Annotated in this window: 12 protein-coding genes and 1 riboswitch; of the genes, 7 read left to right on the forward strand and 5 right to left on the reverse strand. The window is 69.9% G+C overall.

What is annotated here, in order from left to right; translation table 11 throughout:
- Nucleotides 1-368: 368 nt before the first annotated feature.
- The 5 genes from MMA15_RS20780 to gcvT all read right to left on the reverse strand — a co-directional run bounded on the left by MMA15_RS20780 (nt 369) and on the right by gcvT (nt 6,181).
- Complete coding sequence (locus tag MMA15_RS20780) at nt 369-1,034, reverse strand: class I SAM-dependent methyltransferase (protein WP_241061643.1); 666 nt, start codon at nt 1,032-1,034, stop codon at nt 369-371.
- Nucleotides 1,035-1,530: 496 nt separating this feature from the next.
- Complete coding sequence (locus MMA15_RS20785; protein ID WP_241061644.1) at nt 1,531-2,928, reverse strand: L-serine ammonia-lyase; 1,398 nt, start codon at nt 2,926-2,928, stop codon at nt 1,531-1,533.
- A 76-nt stretch (nt 2,929-3,004) separates the two neighbouring features.
- Nucleotides 3,005-4,279, reverse strand: a complete 1,275-nt coding sequence (glyA, locus tag MMA15_RS20790; protein ID WP_241061645.1) for a serine hydroxymethyltransferase — start codon at nt 4,277-4,279, stop codon at nt 3,005-3,007.
- Between the two features lie 137 nt (nt 4,280-4,416).
- Nucleotides 4,417-4,797 carry a glycine cleavage system protein GcvH gene (gcvH, locus tag MMA15_RS20795; protein WP_241061646.1) on the reverse strand — a complete coding sequence of 127 codons (381 nt, stop codon included), beginning with the start codon at nt 4,795-4,797 and terminating at the stop codon, nt 4,417-4,419.
- 199 nt (nt 4,798-4,996) lie between these two features.
- Nucleotides 4,997-6,181 (reverse strand): glycine cleavage system aminomethyltransferase GcvT, encoded by a 1,185-nt coding sequence (gene gcvT, locus MMA15_RS20800; RefSeq protein WP_241061647.1) that lies wholly within the window; start codon nt 6,179-6,181, stop codon nt 4,997-4,999.
- Between the two features lie 144 nt (nt 6,182-6,325).
- Nucleotides 6,326-6,436, reverse strand: a riboswitch (glycine riboswitch).
- Between the two features lie 554 nt (nt 6,437-6,990).
- Here gcvT and MMA15_RS20805 point away from each other — a divergent pair.
- The 7 genes from MMA15_RS20805 (at nt 6,991) to MMA15_RS20835 (ending at nt 15,308) form a co-directional block, all read left to right on the forward strand.
- A complete protein-coding gene (locus tag MMA15_RS20805) occupies nt 6,991-7,563 on the forward strand; it encodes an AAA family ATPase (protein WP_241063334.1) in 573 nt (190 codons plus the stop codon).
- A 252-nt stretch (nt 7,564-7,815) separates the two neighbouring features.
- A complete protein-coding gene (locus MMA15_RS20810; RefSeq protein WP_241061648.1) occupies nt 7,816-8,586 on the forward strand; it encodes an enhanced serine sensitivity protein SseB in 771 nt (256 codons plus the stop codon).
- Between the two features lie 349 nt (nt 8,587-8,935).
- Nucleotides 8,936-9,694 (forward strand): enhanced serine sensitivity protein SseB C-terminal domain-containing protein, encoded by a 759-nt coding sequence (locus MMA15_RS20815; protein ID WP_241061649.1) that lies wholly within the window; start codon nt 8,936-8,938, stop codon nt 9,692-9,694.
- Nucleotides 9,695-10,223: 529 nt separating this feature from the next.
- A complete protein-coding gene (locus tag MMA15_RS20820) occupies nt 10,224-11,225 on the forward strand; it encodes an ABC transporter permease (RefSeq protein ID WP_241061650.1) in 1,002 nt (333 codons plus the stop codon).
- A gap of 94 nt (nt 11,226-11,319) precedes the next feature.
- Nucleotides 11,320-13,089: an ABC transporter substrate-binding protein gene (locus tag MMA15_RS20825; RefSeq protein ID WP_241061651.1), complete on the forward strand. Its 1,770-nt coding sequence runs from the start codon at nt 11,320-11,322 to the stop codon at nt 13,087-13,089.
- A 123-nt stretch (nt 13,090-13,212) separates the two neighbouring features.
- Entirely contained in the window at nt 13,213-14,211 is a 999-nt protein-coding gene (locus tag MMA15_RS20830; RefSeq protein ID WP_241061652.1) for an ABC transporter permease, read from the forward strand.
- Nucleotides 14,208-15,308 carry an ABC transporter ATP-binding protein gene (locus MMA15_RS20835; RefSeq protein ID WP_241061653.1) on the forward strand — a complete coding sequence of 367 codons (1,101 nt, stop codon included), beginning with the start codon at nt 14,208-14,210 and terminating at the stop codon, nt 15,306-15,308. The genes MMA15_RS20830 and MMA15_RS20835 overlap by 4 nt, the downstream gene beginning before the upstream one ends.
- The last annotated feature ends 9 nt before the right edge of the window (nt 15,309-15,317 follow it).

Genomic DNA, 15,317 nt, shown 5'->3' on the forward strand with positions numbered 1-15,317 from the left:
TTCAATCATGTTTGCTTTTGCCTGAGTTGAGGCCGAATTCGACTTCGCTGACCAGCGAGAGGATCGATACGCGCCCGTAGCGGATGCCCGTTTCCCGCTCTGGGGGTGCCCGTTCCGCTTCCGTCGGACCAGACCAAGTCCCGTCGCTACGCGGGTAGTTGGGACTGAAGTGTGATCGAGGCGCGGCGGGGAGCCCTTCACGCTCCCCCCGCCACACCGCTGCGATTCCCTCACAGAAGCGGGAAGCGTCGAAAACGGCGGCAAAGCGGCCGAAAGGGCGGGCAGGGGCGGGCAGTTCAGCGCCCAGTCGCCCGGTCGTGCAACGGGCGCCGTGGGCCGACCACGGCGCTCCCGGTGCGAACGCCGTATCAGTGCACGGACGTTGGATCGGACACGCCCGCAGGCTGACGCCGGGAGGGCACCATGGCGACGCTACGGGACGCCTGCGTCCGCGGGCGGCGTGCGTGGTAGACCAGCGCCGGCGGCAGATTGCGCCACACCGTACGGCCGAGGACGACCTCCTCGAACGTCGTGCACAGCAGTTCCCGGAAGCGCAGCGCCGAGGCGAGCCGCATGGCGTGCACATAGCCGAAGGTCGTGAACGCGCCCCCCGGTGCGAGCACCCGGCTCACGGCACTGAGGATCTCGTTCTGCACCTGCGGTGAGAAGGACGCCCAGGGCAGACCGCTGACGACCACGTCAGCCTTCTCCAGACCGCGCTCGGCGAGCAGGCGCGGCAGTGTCGAGGCGTCGGCGTTCAGCACCTCCACGCGACGGCAGCGGCTACGCAACTGCTCCGCCAGCCGCGGGTTCATCTCGACGGCGAGCTGATGGCCGCGTCCGGCGAGCTGTTCCTCGATGGCGCTGGTGAACGCCCCGGTACCGGGCCCTAGTTCGACCACCACCGGATCACCGAGTTCCGGTACGGGCGCCGTCACCGCTTCGGCGAGTCTGGAGGAACTGGGGGCCACAGCACCGATGTCGGCGGGTGATCGAAGGAACTCACGCAGCATCACGCCGGTCTCGCTCGTCAACGCTCTTTGCCTCTCGGGGACGTCAAGGGCTCGAGACCGGCCAGGAACGCAGCGCCTTCAGCGGCATGAGGGAGGGGCTGCGACGGGGACGGCGCGACCTCGCGGGGACCACCGTACCCATGGATCGGGCCGCTGCGGGCACGCCCCGGGATCTTGCCGATCATGACCCCTGTGACCTGGCCTTACGTGCCTCGGACGAGGGATCGCCGTATCCGGCGCATCGGCGCGAAACGGTAGCGGCGAGGCCGATGCCGCAGCAGGGGGCGGAGCGGTCGGAACGGCGCGCAAGGGACTTTACGGGGGCGTGCGGCGGGTGGCCGGAAGCTTTCGCCGGATGCGCCACGGGCGAGGCGTCAGGGGCAGGGCCGGGGCGTCGTGTGTGAGATCTCACGCAGGGGGCGCGGGACTCGGCGGCGGTCCGCGGCATCGGCGACACCGCCACCGGCACCCTCTACGGCACCGCCACCGGCACCCCTTACGGCACCGGCCCCCGCGCTCAGCACTCGATGACGTTGACCGCGAGTCCGCCCCGCGCCGTCTCCTTGTACTTGACCTTCATGTCCGCGCCGGTGTCCTTCATCGTCTTGATGGCCTTGTCGAGCGACACGTGGTGCCGCCCGTCGCCCCGCAGCGCCATGCGGGCGGCCGTGACGGCCTTCACCGCGGCCATGCCGTTGCGCTCGATGCACGGGATCTGGACGAGCCCGCCGATCGGATCGCAGGTGAGCCCCAGATTGTGCTCGATGCCGATCTCCGCCGCGTTCTCCACCTTCTCCGGGCCGCCGCCCAGCACCTCGGCCAGGCCGCCCGCCGCCATGGAGCACGCCGAGCCGACTTCTCCCTGGCAGCCGACCTCCGCGCCGGAGATCGAGGCGTTCTCCTTGAACAGCAGCCCGATCGCCCCCGCCGCCAGCAGGAAACGTACGACCCCGTCCTCGTCGGCACCCGGCACGAACTCGGTGTAGTAGTGCAGCACCGCCGGGATGATGCCCGCCGCCCCGTTGGTGGGCGCGGTGACGACGCGGCCGCCCGCCGCGTTCTCCTCGTTCACCGCCATCGCCCACAGCGTCAGCCACTCCGTGGCGTGCGCCGCGCGGTCGCCCTCGGACCTGAGCTGGCGTGCGGCCGTCGCCGCCCTGCGGCGCACCTTCAGACCACCCGGCAGGATGCCCTCACGGCTCAATCCGCGTGCCACGCACGCCCGCATCACCTCCCAGATCTCCAGCAGGCCGTCGCGGATCTCCGCCTCCGAGCGCCAGGCCCGCTCGTTCTGGAGCATCAGCTCGGAGACGGAAAGCCCGGTCTCCCGGGTGAGCCTCAGCAGTTCGTCGCCCGTACGGAACGAGTGCTTCAGCACGGTGTCGTCGGGCTTGATACGGGCCTCGCCCGCCTCCCCCTCACCGAGCACCGTCTCGTCGACGACGAAGCCTCCGCCCACGGAGTAGTACGTCTTCTCCAGCAGCGGGGCGCCGGAGGCGTCGTAGGCGTGGAGCGTCATCCCGTTCGCGTGGTGCGGCAGCGAGCGGCGGCGGTGGAGTACCAGCTCGGACGCCTCGTCGAAGTCGATCTCGTGGGCGTCCCCTATGTCGGCGGCGAGCAGCCGCAGCCGCTTCGACGAGCGGATACGGGCCGCTCTGTCGTCGGCGTTCTCGACGTCCACGGTGCGCGGCGACTCGCCCTCCAGACCCAGCAGTACTGCCTTGGCGGTGCCGTGCCCATGGCCGGTCGCGCCCAGCGAGCCGTACAGCTCGGCCTTTACGGACGCGGTGTGGGCCAGCACGCCCTCGTTCTTCAGACGGCGGGCGAACATGCGGGCTGCGCGCATCGGGCCGACCGTATGGGAGCTGGACGGGCCGATGCCGATCGAGAAGAGGTCGAAGACGGAGACCGCCATGACAGGCGCCTCCTTTCCGTGCGGTGGCCGTGCCGCCGCGGCGCGGAGGTCCCGCGCCGCGGCACAGGGGCCTGGTCTACGAACCCAGGCCCGGGTAGAGGGGGTGCTTCTCGGTGAGCGCGGTGACGCGGGCGCTCAGTGACTTCGCCTTGTCCTCGTCGAAGCCGGGCAGCAGCGCCTCGGCGATGACGTCGGCGACCTCGCGGAAATCCTCCTCCTGGAAGCCGCGGGTGGCGAGCGCGGGCGTGCCGATGCGCAGTCCGGAGGTGACCATGGGCGGGCGCGGGTCGTTCGGCACCGCGTTGCGGTTGACGGTGATGCCGATCTCGTGCAGCCGGTCCTCGGCCTGCTGCCCGTCCAGTTCGCTGTTGCGCAGGTCCACGAGGATCAGATGGACGTCCGTGCCGCCCGAGAGGACGGACACGCCCGCCTCCACCGCGTCGGGCTGAAGCAGACGCTCGGCGAGCAGCCGGGCACCGGTCAGGGTGCGCTGCTGGCGCTCCTTGAACTCCTCGGACGCCGCGATCTTGAACGAGACCGCCTTCGCGGCGATGACGTGTTCCAGCGGGCCGCCCTGCTGACCGGGGAAGACCGCAGAGTTGATCTTCTTGGCGTGCTCCTTCTTGGAGAGGATCACGCCGCCGCGCGGGCCGCCGAGGGTCTTGTGCGTGGTGGTGGTGACCACGTCCGCGTACGGGACGGGCGAGGGGTGCAGCCCCGCCGCGACCAGCCCCGCGAAGTGCGCCATGTCGACCATGAGCAGCGCGCCGACCTCGTCCGCGACGCGGCGGAAGGCGGCGAAGTCGAGCTGCCGGGGATACGCGGACCAGCCCGCGATGATCATCTGCGGGCGGTGCTCACGGGCCAGCCGTGCCACCTCTTCCATGTCGACCTGGCTGGTCTCCTCGTCGACGCGGTAGGCGACGACGTTGTAGAGCTTGCCCGAGAAGTTGATCTTCATCCCGTGTGTGAGATGGCCGCCGTGTGCCAGGTCCAGGCCCATGATCGTGTCGCCTGGCTTGAGCAGGGCGAACATCGCGGCGGCGTTCGCGGAGGCGCCGGAGTGCGGCTGTACGTTCGCCGCGTCCGCGCCGAAGAGGTCCTTGATGCGCTGGCGGGCGATGTTCTCGATGACGTCGACGTGTTCGCAGCCGCCGTAGTAGCGGCGCCCCGGGTAGCCCTCGGCGTACTTGTTGGTGAGGACGGAGCCCTGGGCCTCCAGGGACGCCACGGGGGCGAAGTTCTCCGACGCGATCATCTCGAGGGTGGACTGCTGGCGGTGGAGTTCGGCGTCGACGGCGGCGGCGACGTCCGGGTCCACCTCGTGGAGAGAGCTGTTGAGAAGCGACATGGAACCATCCCTGGTGGCAGGCCGGTCGGGCACATTGGCGGACATACGGGCTTCGGCGTTGCTGTACGTGGCGCGGGCGCCGGGTCCCGGCGAGCGGGCCCGGTGCGGACCCGGCGAGGGTGCTGCTGAGCCGGGAGTCAGCTTCCGGAGGTGAACGAGGTGTACTCCTCGGCGGACAGCAGGCCCTGCGGCTCGTCCGAGACACGGACCTTGAACAGCCAGCCGCCCTCGAACGGCGCGGAGTTGACCAGCGCCGGGTCGTCCACGACGTCCTGGTTGACCTCCGTGATCTCGCCGGAGACCGGTGAGTACAGGTCGCTGACCGACTTCGTCGACTCCAGCTCGCCGCAGGGCTCGCCCGCGGTGACCGCATCCCCGGTCTCGGGGAGCTGCACGAAGACGACATCGCCGAGCGCTTCGGCTGCGTGCGCGGTGATCCCGACCGTCGAGACGCCGTCCTCGGCGTCCGACAGCCACTCGTGCTCCTTGCTGTAACGAAGCTGCTGCGGGTTGCTCATGTTGCGATTCTCCTGGATGAGAGGGGTACGGGGGGAATCAGTCTTGGTCAGTGGGACGGACGGCACGGCGGCAGGCACGGGCCCCGGAGCGCCGAGGGCACTTCCGGCTGCCCGCCCCGCCCTCCGAACGGACGGATCGACGGACGGTCGACGGACTGATGGACGAACGGACTGACGGACACGGGCATCAACGGGCGGGTCAGCGCTGCCGCTTGTAGAACGGGAGCGCCACGACTTCGTAAGGCTCGTGCCTGCCGCGGATGTCGACCGCGACGCCCTCGGTGCCGGGCTCGGCGTACGCGGGGTCGACGTAGGCGATGGCGATCGGCTTGCCCAGCGTCGGCGAGGGCGCTCCAGAGGTGACCTCGCCGATCACCGAACCGTCCGCCGAGACCACCTCGTACCCGGCACGCGGCACCCGGCGGCCCTCGGCGATCAGCCCCACGAGCTTGCGCGGCGGCGCCTCCTCGGCCTGCGCGGCGGCGGCCTCCAGCGGCTCACGCCCGACGAAGGCACCGTCGTTCGTGCTCTTCCCGAACTTCACGATCCGGCCCATGCCCGCGTCGAACGGCGTTGTACGCGTGGTGAGTTCGTGCCCGTACAGCGGCATGCCCGCCTCGAGGCGCAGGGTGTCGCGGCAGCTCAGCCCGCACGGCACGAGACCCGCGGGCTTGCCCGCCTCGGTGAGCGCCTCCCATACGGTCACGGCGTCGGCGGGGGAGACGAACAGCTCGAAGCCGTCCTCGCCGGTGTATCCGGTACGGGCGATGAGCGCTTCACACCCGGCGACCTCGCCAGGCAGCCCGGCGTAGTACTTCAGCCCGTCCAGGTCGGCGTCCGTGAGGCCCTTGAGGCTGTGCTTCCCCGAGAGAATGGCCGCCGCCTCCGGGCCCTGCACGGCGATCAGCGCGTAGGAGTCGCGGTCGTCACGCACCTGAGCGTCGGCGAAGCCGCTGCCGCGCTCGCGCAGGGCGTCCAGCACGGTCTGCGCGTTGGCGGCGTTGGCGACGACCATATACGTCTCCTCGCCGGTGCGGTACACGATCAGGTCGTCGAGGATGCCGCCCGAGGCGTCGCAGATCATGGTGTAGCGGGCGCGGCCCACGGCCAGCCGCGAGAGGCTGCCGACCAGCGCGTAGTCCAGCAGCTCGCCCGCCTGCGGCCCGGCGACGGTGATCTCGCCCATGTGGGACAGGTCGAAGAGGCCCGCACGCGTGCGTACGGCTACGTGCTCGTCGCGCTCGCTGCCGTAGCGCAGCGGCATGTCCCAGCCGGCGAAGTCGGTCATCGTCGCGCCGAGGGCGCGGTGCACGGCGTCCAGTGCGGTGGTGCGGGGGCCGCCGCCGGAACCCTCGCCGGTGGCATCGCTGTGAATGTCGCTCATGTCAGGCTCCCGAGACTCGGTGACGCGGATGTCCTCCCCATCTGTCATCGGAACCTGAGAGGTTCGCCACGAGCCCTCGTGCACGGGCGGCGGCTTGCACCGTGGGTGGGACCGCACCCGGGCGGCCCGCTTTTCAGATCTGCCTCGTCCTGCGCGGTATCGGTGCCTGAGAGATTCAAGGGAGGACTTGCTCCTTCGGCGCCCCGTGCGTGCCCGCGCGCTGCGCGCGGCCGGGGACTCTCCCGCGTGGATTCAAACGGCCGTTATGCAGTTGACTGGCTGGCCCGCTCATCATGGCACGGAGGAACGGGGGCGTCGACGGTGCGTTCGACCGGCGGGGAGGATGCCGCCTTGCTGCGCATTACCATTTCTTGACACTCTCAGGGGCGAGCCGCCGGACGGCGGCCTTATCCGGGGAGGGCGATCAGGTGGGCAGCCTGCGCAGTGCGTACGCGACCGTGACGGGCCGGGGGTATCCGGCCTCCGGTCAGCGCAGAGACGCCGGCGCGTCGGCCCGTGCGCCCGCGACTGCGCGTGCCCCGGCGGAATCAGCCGCCCAAGGAGCCGCCGATCCGAGGACTCAGGGGCCCGCCGCCGCGGAGCCGGTCGTTCCGAGGCCCGCCGCGGAACCTGGTGCTCCCGGCGCCGGCGCGGCTCACGGCCCGGCCTCCGGTGCCGGCTCAACTCCCGTAGCCGACGCGGCTCCTGGCACGCCTGACGGCACGTCTACCGGCCCCGCTGTCGCCCCCGCCCCCGTCCCGGTCTCCGCCACGGCCGCCCGGCTCCCGGCCGCCGACGGCGGTTCCGTACTGCGGGAGGACCTTCGCGGCACCGTCACGCGCCGCACGCTGCGCTTCCCCACCGGCGACCGCGTCGTCGTCTCCGGCCTGCCCGGCAGCGGCAAGTCGACCCTGATCCGCCGCGTGCTCGCCCTTGAGGACGCCGTGTGCCGCATCGACTCCCAGGACGTACGCGAGCGGTGGGCCGCCGCGCTGCCGCGCCTGCTGCCGTACGCCGTCTACCGTCCGCTCGTCCGCATAGCGCACTACACGGGTCTGCGGCGCGCGCTGGCCTCCGGCGCGAGCGTCGTCGTACACGACTGCGGCAGCCAGGCATGGGTGCGCAACTGGCTCGCCCGCGACGCCCGCCGACGCGGACGCGCGCTCCATCTCGTCCTCCTCGACGTGCCGCCCGAGACCGCGCTGCGCAGCCAGGCCGAACGCGGACGCACGGTGTCCGACTACGCGTTCATGCGCCACCGCCGGGCCGTACGGCGGCTGATCGCGGACGCAGAGTCCGGGCGACTGCCCCGGGGCATCGAGTCGGTTGTGCTCCTCGACCGGGGCGCCGCGGGAGCGCTCGCGGGAATGGCCTTCGACTAGCGGACCGCGCGGCGACCGACGGACCTCGCGGCGACCGACGGACCGCGCGGCGACCGACGGACCTCGCGGAGACCGGCGGACCTCGCGGAGACCGGTGACCGGCGACCGGCGGGGCCGCCGGACCCGGTCGGGCGGTGTCCCGGCGTGCGCACGCCCGCGCTTCCTGGGAGCGGGGCCGTCCGCCCAGCGGACCGACGATCTACGGCGGGACCGGCCGCGACCCGCTGTGACCACCGCACTAGGGTTGCCGTCATGACCATTCCTCAGCAGTACGGACCGGGCCACGGCGGAGGCTGGCCCGGCAACGAGCTGGAGGAGGCCCTCGCCGCCTCCCTCGAAGTGCCCGGCGCGGGCGCCCGGCTGCTGGAGGTGCTGGGCCGCAGCAGCGTCTGGGTGCCGCTGCCCGAGGGCGGAGGGCCCAACAGCCCCGATCTCGACCTGCCCACCGTGGAGTTGGACGGCCAGGTGTACGTGCCCGTCTTCAGCTCCGAGCAGCAGTTCCTGCATGTGGTGGGCACCCATATGTCCTTCACGGTCGCGCCTGCCCGGGAGTTCGCCCGGGGCCTGCCGCCGCAGGTCGGCATCGCCGTCAACCCGGAGGGCACGGTCGGCATGCCGCTGCCGCCCGAGGCGGTCGCCGAGCTGTGCGCCAACACCCCTGCTGAGCAAGCGGCTTGGGGCGTGGCGCGGGGCGCTCGGGTGCGGCTCTTCGAACCCGACTGGCAGGACGAGCCGGTCGACTTCCTCGCCGCCGCGGCCGGGGAGTTCTCCGCGCTGCCGTGGCTGCGTACGGCACGGCGCGCGCTCGCCAGCTCCGAGGGCGACCCGCCCGCGCTCTTCGTAGGCATCGAGCTGGACCAGCTCGACCCGCAGATCCGCCAGGCCGCACACGACGCGCTCGCACGCGCCCTGGGCCAGGTCCCGGTCGACTGGCTCGTACAACTCGTGCTGATGGACGCGGCGCAGGACCCCGTCGTGGACTGGATGCGCCACTGCGTGCGGCCCTTCTACACCCGCGACTAGGCCCGGGACGCGTCCTGTACCGCCTCGGCCGGTCCGGCGTCACACCGCGACCGGCCCGGCCCCGCCCGCACCCCGGTCGGAGCGTCCCGGGCAGAATCCGCCCCAGGATGTAGCGCTTCAGCACGACGTACCGTGTCGGTGCCTGCTCTTAAGCTGGTTTGATGACGGGGACAACGGGGAGGGCCGCGTTCGCGGGCCCGGTTCGGATCATGGTGGAATACCGCTCCCTCACCGGCCGTGCCGCTTGGGGGCATTCCCCCTCGCTGCGCTGGGGGGACCCCCACCCAGGCCGCAGGCTCTGGGGGAGGCCGGTGAGGCGCGGGAGCGGCTACGCAGGAAGGGCGGCCAGGTGAGCGCGGGTGCAGGCGTCGAGCAGCGGCTGGGGCAGGTGTCGCCGGGGAGGTACGACACCTATGAGGCGCTGCTCGATGCGCTCACCGACGGCGAAGTGTGGATGCTGCTGTGGAACGGCCGCCCGGGCGCGCCCGACGCCCAGTACGGAAACATGGAGGTCGGCGGGTACGGCTACGCGCCTTGTGTGACCTCCGCCCAGGAGCTGGCCGCCTCCGGCTGGGACCGGTCGCACGAGATCGTCACCGGCCGCGAGATCGCGGCGGCGCTCTTCCCCGAGCGCTGGGGCATCTGGCTCAACCCGCACGCTCCCGGCGGCGGCGTCGGCATCCCATGGCTCGATCTGCGGCGCATCGCCCTGGGCCTGGACCAGTTGCCCGCCGGGCCGCTGCGCATCAGTGAACCGAGCCTGGACGTCGCGCAGTTCTACGCCCTGCTCAGCCAGAACGCACACAGCACCCCGGCCGTGCGCTCGCTGCGCCGCGCCTGGGTGCAGCCCGCGCTGGGCGCCGGATATCTCGCGATCGGCCTGGATCTCTACGACACGGGGCAGCAGGCGGTCGAGTCGGCGCAGCAGATGATGCGTCAGTCCGTGGCGGCCGTTCCGGAGGGGCTGCCGGTCTCCAGCGTCTCGATGTCCGACGACTACGACCCGGTGGCGATGTGGCTCCGGCGCAATTCGCGGCCGTTCTTCGACCGTGACGTGTCGACGGCGCACGCCGGGCCGCAGCACGGCTACGGCTATCCGCGCACCTGACCACGCGGACCACGGCCCGCGGAGCACGGACTGCGACCTCGGCTGCGGACTGGGGAACGCGGACCGCGGACCACGACCGGAACCCGGCCCGACTCGCAGCGGACGCACGCGACTTCGGCGCGTCCGGGCCGAGTCCTGCCTCGGCCCGGCCCCGCACGCCGTACAACCGGCGGGCGGGGCGCTCCCGTTCGGCACGCGCCCGTACTGCTGTTTCCTGGCCGTCCGGCCGGTCGGCTGCCAACCCGCCCCGCGCCGGGGGAGCTTGGCGCAAGGAACCGCAGGTGGGCGGTTGTCCACGCGCATTGACAGAATTCCGATAGTCGTCGGCTCCCGTTCGTATAACGGAATCTGACGCGCCACATCACAGTTAGGCATCCTTTCCACATGGGGACTGGCGGGTGATCGCGGGCCCGATGAAGACTCCCGACCGTCGAGGCCACTCGGCCTTGTGAACGCGTTACCTGCGAACTGGCCGCTACAGCGGCGGACGTGGCTGGTCACCCCCCGGCCGAGAGAGGGTTCCCCCACGATGACGGCACCACTGCACGACACGACCGCGGAGACCGCGCCTGTCGATCCTGCTCTCGGTGACGGCACGAACAGCAAGTCCATCGAGGGGCGTTCTCTCGGACGGATCGCCTGGAACCGCCTCAAGCGCGACAAGGTGGCGCTCTCCGGCGGCGCGGTGGTCCTTCTGCTGATCGTGGTCGCGGTGTGCGCGCCGATCATCGTCAGCCTGCTGGGGCACCCGCCGGACCAGCACAACGAGAGCGCCATCGACCCGCTCTTCCAGACGCCGAAGGGCGCCCTCGGCGGCATCAGCGCCGACCATCTCCTCGGCGTGGAGCCCGGCAACGGACGCGACATCTTCAGCCGCATCGTCTACGGAGCGCGCGTCTCGCTGCTCGTCGGCTTCCTCTCCGCGGTGGTCGCCGTGGTCGTCGGCACCGTACTGGGCGCTCTCGCGGGCTACTTCGGCGGCTGGCTGGACGCGGCCATCAGCCGCGTGATGGACATGCTGCTGGCCTTCCCGCAGCTTCTGTTCATCATCTCCCTGATCTCCGTGGTGCCGAACGAGATGTTCGGGCTGACGGGGACGGGAGTACGGCTGACCGTGATGATCCTCGTGATCGGCTTCTTCGGCTGGCCGTACATCGGCCGCATCGTCCGCGGCCAGACCCTCTCGCTCCGCGAGCGTGAGTACGTGGAGGCGGCGCGCAGTCTCGGCGCCGGGCGGCGCTACATCCTCTTCAAGGAGCTGCTGCCCAACCTGATCGCGCCGATCACCGTCTACACGACGCTGATGATTCCCACCAACATCCTCACCGAGGCGGCACTCAGCTTCCTGGGCGTGGGAGTCAAGCCGCCGACCGCCTCGTGGGGGCAGATGCTCTCGCAGGCGGTCCGGTACTACGAGGCGGACCCGATGTTCATGGTGGTGCCGGGTGTGGCCATCTTCATCACCGTCCTCTCCTTCAACCTCTTCGGAGACGGCGTGCGTGACGCGCTCGATCCCAAGGGTTCCCGATGACCCCCCACACCAGCCATCGCCAGGCCCGCCCTGGTTCTGGACCCCGGCCCGGCGCAGCAGTGCGGGCCGTGACTCACACCGGAGGATGCAGATCGTGACAACCCAACGCTCATCGAGGCGCAGGATCGCCGCGTCGGCCGTCGCGGTCGCTGCCCTCCTGTCCACCGCGGCCTGTGGTGGCGGCGGCAGTGACGACAGCGGAGACGGCAAGGCGCCCGGATTCAACGCGGCCAGGGCCAAGTTGGCCAACCCGTCCGACAAGAAGGGCGGCACGCTGAAGTTCATAGGCACCCAGGACGCCGACTCGTGGGACACCACGCGCGGCTACTACGGGTTCGCCTGGGACTTCATGCGCTACTACAGCCGCACGCTCATGACGAGCAAGCCCGTCGCCGGCAAGGAGAGCTCCGAACTCGTCCCGGACCTCGCCAAGTCCAAGGCGAAGATCACGGACGGCGGCAAGACCTACAGCTACGAGCTGCGCGACGGCATCACCTGGGAGGACGGCAAGCCCGTCACCTCCAAGGACATCAAGTACGGCATCGAGCGGCAGTGGGCACAGGACGTGCTGTCCGGCGGTCCCATCTACCTCAAGGACGTGCTCGACCCGGACGGCAAGTACAAGGGCCCGTACAAGGACAAGTCCAAGGACAAGCTGGGCCTCGACGCCATCGAGACGCCCACGGACAAGAAGATCGTCTTCCATCTGCCCAAGCGCAACGGCGACTTCGAGCAGATGATCGCGATGCCGGCTGCGGCGCCGGTGCGCCAGGACAAGGACACCAAGTCCAAGTACGGCCTCAAGCCCTTCTCCAACGGCCCGTACAAGTTCCAGTCGTACACGCCGAACAAGAAGCTGACGCTGGTCCGCAACCCCGAGTGGAAGAAGTCCTCGGACAACATCCGCAAGGCGCTCCCTGACAAGATCACGCTGACGCTGCTGACCAACGCCGACGAGATGGACAAGCGTCTGATCAACGGCGACTACGACCTGGACATCAACGCCACCGGCATGGAGGCGGCAGGCCGTCAGAAGGCGCTCAAGGAGCACAAGGACAACATCGACAACCCGAGCACGGGCTACATCCGCTACGCGGTCTTCCCGCAGACGGTGAAGCCCTTCGACAACATCCACTGCCGCAAGGCGATGATCTACGGCTCGGACCACAAGTCGATCCAGAACGCCCGCGGCGGCCCGCTCGCCGGCGGCGACATCGGCACCAACATGCTGCCGGCCCTCGTCCCGGGCTCCGACCTGAAGTTCGACCCGTACGGCATCGCCAAGAACGACGGCGCCGCCGACGTGAAGAAGGCCAAGGCCGAGCTGAAGAAGTGCGGCAAGCCGAACGGCTTCAAGACCACCATCGCCGTCCGCAACAACAAGCAGGTCGAGGTCGCCTCGGCCGAGGCGATGCAGGCGTCGCTGAAGAAGATCGGCATCGAGGCCGAGGTCGACGAGTACGACGGCGCGCAGACCACGGGCATCATCGGCAACCCCGACGTGGTCAAGAAGAAGAACTACGGGATCATCATCATGGGCTGGGGCCCGGACTTCCCGTCCGGCCAGGGGTACGGCATGCCGCTGTGGCACAGCAAGTACATCCTGGACAACGGCAACAACAACTACGCCATGATCGACGACCCGAAGATCGACAAGATGTTCGCCGACGCGATCGCCGAACTCGACAAGAACAAGGCGGCCCAGAAGTACGCGGCCATCAACGCCGAGGTCATGAAGGGCGCTTACTACCTGCCCTTCACGTTCGAGAAGAACATCATCTGGCGGTCCAGCAGGCTGACCAACGTCGGCACGGCAGACGCCTGGAGCGGCCGTTACGACTACGCCCTGCTGGGCGTCAAGTGATCCGTCCGACCCTGTCGGCGCACCCGCCGCCAGTCACGAAGGGCAGGTGAGGGCCGCAGCGGTGGCCCGGTGAACTCCCTGTGAAAGCAGGCGAGTTCACCGGGCCCTGCCGGGCCGGAAGCAGTGCTCACTTATCTCATCAGGCGGCTGTTCGCCGTCGTCGTGATGCTGGTCGTCGTCATGCTGGCGGTGTTCGGCATCTTCTTCCTGATCCCCAAGTGGACGGGTGTCGACCCCGCCACGATGTTCGTCGGCAAGCAGGCCGACGCGGAGGCGCTGGAGGGCATCCGCCAGAAGCTGGGACTGGACGACCCGATCCTCGTCCAGCTCTTCGACTTCTTCAAAGGCGTCCTCGTCGGCCGCGACTACGTCAGCGCCGGCGACACCCTCCACTGCTCGGCGCCCTGCTTCGGCTACTCGTTCAAGACCGAGCAGGCCGTCTGGCCGGTCCTCGCAGACCGGCTGCCCGTCACCCTGGGCCTCGCCGTCGGTGCCGCGATCATCTGGCTCGTCATCGGGCTGTCCGCCGGTGTCGTCTCGGCGCTGCGCCGCGGCTCCATCTGGGACCGCGCCGCGATGGGCCTCGCCCTCAGCGGCGTCTCGCTGCCGATCTACTTCACGGGCCTGCTGTCGCTGGCGGTCTTCTCCTACGGGCTGGGCCTCGTCAGCAACGAGTACACGCCCATGGAGGAGAGCTTCCCCGACTGGTTCAGCGGGATGATCCTGCCCTGGCTGACTCTGGCGTTCCTCTTCGGCGCGATGTACGCCCGGCTCACCCGGGCCACCATGCTCGAAGTGATGGGCGAGGACTACATCCGCACCGCCCGCGCCAAGGGCGTGCCGGAGCCGGTCGTCATCCGCAAGCACGCCATGCGCTCCACGATGACCCCCGTCATCACCCTCCTCGGCGTCGACCTCGGCGCCCTGATGGGCGGCGCGATCCTCACCGAGACCACCTTCAGCCTTCCGGGCCTCGGCCAGGCCGTGCTGAAGGCCATCGGCGAGAAGGACCTGCCGCTGATCCTCGGCGTCACGCTGATCACCGCCTCGGCGGTCGTCGTGGCGAACCTGGTCGTGGACCTGCTGTACGGCGTGATCGACCCCCGAGTGAGGCTCGCATGACGGAATCGCACAAGACGGGTGCCTCGGCGGTCGGCGAGCCCGTGGCCGACCGCAGCCCCTCCCGTTCGTTCCTCGAAGTACGCGATCTGCACGTGCACTTCCCCACCGAGGACGGCCTGGTGAAGTCCGTCGACGGGCTCTCCTTCAAGCTGGAGAAGGGCAAGACCCTCGGCATCGTCGGCGAGTCCGGGTCCGGCAAGTCCGTGACGTCCCTCGGCGTCATGGGCCTGCACACCGTAGGGCAGTACGGGCGGGAGAAGGCACGTCTGTCCGGTGAGATCTGGCTCGACGGGCAGGAACTGCTCTCCGCCGACCCGGACTCGGTGCGCAGGCTGCGCGGCCGTGAGATGGCGATGATCTTCCAGGACCCGCTGTCCGCGCTGCATCCGTACTTCACCATCGGCCACCAGATCGTCGAGGCGTACCGCGTCCACCACGACGTGGACAAGAAGTCCGCCAAGAAGCGGGCCGTCGAACTCCTCGACCGCGTCGGCATTCCCCAGCCCGACCAGCGCGTCAACAGCTATCCGCACGAGTTCTCCGGCGGCATGCGCCAGCGCGCCATGATCGCCATGTCCCTGGTGAACAACCCCGAGCTGCTGATCGCCGACGAGCCGACGACGGCGCTCGACGTCACCGTGCAGGCGCAGATCCTCGACCTGATCCGCGATCTCCAGAAGGAGTTCGGCTCGGCGGTCATCATCATCACCCACGACCTGGGCGTCGTCGCCGAACTCGCGGACGACATCCTCGTGATGTACGGGGGCCGCTGCGTCGAGTACGGCACCGCCGAGCAGGTCTTCTACGAGCCGCAGCACCCCTACACCTGGGGCCTGCTGGGTTCCATGCCGCGCATCGACCGTGCCCAGAGCGAACGGCTCATCCCCGTCAAGGGCTCGCCGCCCAGCCTGATCAACATCCCCGCCGGCTGCGCCTTCAACCCGCGCTGCCCGTACGCGGATGTGCCCAAGGGCGATGTCACCCGCACCGAACGTCCCGAGCTGAGGGACCTGGGCAGCGGGCACCTCTCGGCCTGCCACATGGACAAGGCCGACCGGGACCGCGTCTGGAACGAAGAGATTGCCCCGAAGCTGTGAGTGAGGACG

This window comes from Streptomyces marispadix (assembly GCF_022524345.1).
GTDB classification, from domain to species: Bacteria; Actinomycetota; Actinomycetes; order Streptomycetales; family Streptomycetaceae; genus Streptomyces; species Streptomyces marispadix.

What these genes read in the sequence shown, in the direction of transcription:
- MMA15_RS20820 (WP_241061650.1), top strand. Translation starts at nt 10,224, where the DNA reads ATGACGGCACCACTGCACGACACGACCGCGGAGACCGCGCCTGTCGAT.
- glyA (WP_241061645.1), bottom strand. Translation starts at nt 4,279, where the DNA reads ATGTCGCTTCTCAACAGCTCTCTCCACGAGGTGGACCCGGACGTCGCC.
- gcvT (WP_241061647.1), bottom strand. Translation starts at nt 6,181, where the DNA reads ATGAGCGACATTCACAGCGATGCCACCGGCGAGGGTTCCGGCGGCGGC.
- MMA15_RS20835 (WP_241061653.1), top strand. Translation starts at nt 14,208, where the DNA reads ATGACGGAATCGCACAAGACGGGTGCCTCGGCGGTCGGCGAGCCCGTG.
- MMA15_RS20785 (WP_241061644.1), bottom strand. Translation starts at nt 2,928, where the DNA reads ATGGCGGTCTCCGTCTTCGACCTCTTCTCGATCGGCATCGGCCCGTCC.
- gcvH (WP_241061646.1), bottom strand. Translation starts at nt 4,797, where the DNA reads ATGAGCAACCCGCAGCAGCTTCGTTACAGCAAGGAGCACGAGTGGCTG.
- MMA15_RS20810 (WP_241061648.1), top strand. Translation starts at nt 7,816, where the DNA reads ATGACCATTCCTCAGCAGTACGGACCGGGCCACGGCGGAGGCTGGCCC.